Annotated in this window: 1 pseudogene; it reads left to right on the top strand. The window is 64.7% G+C overall.

What is annotated here, in order from left to right:
* A pseudogene (locus SB772_RS43305) lies at positions 1-255 on the top strand (hypothetical protein); the annotation flags it as partial.

Genomic DNA, 255 nt, shown 5'->3' with positions numbered 1-255 from the left:
AGCTCAATCAGCCCAACGGGCGCTTGCTGCGCGAATACACGGTACTGATTGATCCGCCGGGCACCCCGGGGATTGAACCCGCCGCTGATGAGCCGGTTGGCGAACCCCAGCCTTCTGCATTTCCGGTCGTCAAACCGGCCAGTCCGCCAGTTGCACCTGCGAAGAACCCCGCTCCCCCGCAACCGGCCGTCACGCCTGTGAGTGATCCCGTTGTGGCCGAGCAACTGGCCGCCGCTGTCCTGCAAAACCAGCAAC

Source organism: Paraburkholderia sp. SIMBA_030 (genome assembly GCF_046535245.1).
GTDB lineage: Bacteria > Pseudomonadota > Gammaproteobacteria > Burkholderiales > Burkholderiaceae > Paraburkholderia.
The sequence above is the reverse complement of the archived record's forward strand: the minus strand, read 5'-3'. Positions and strand labels throughout refer to the sequence as shown.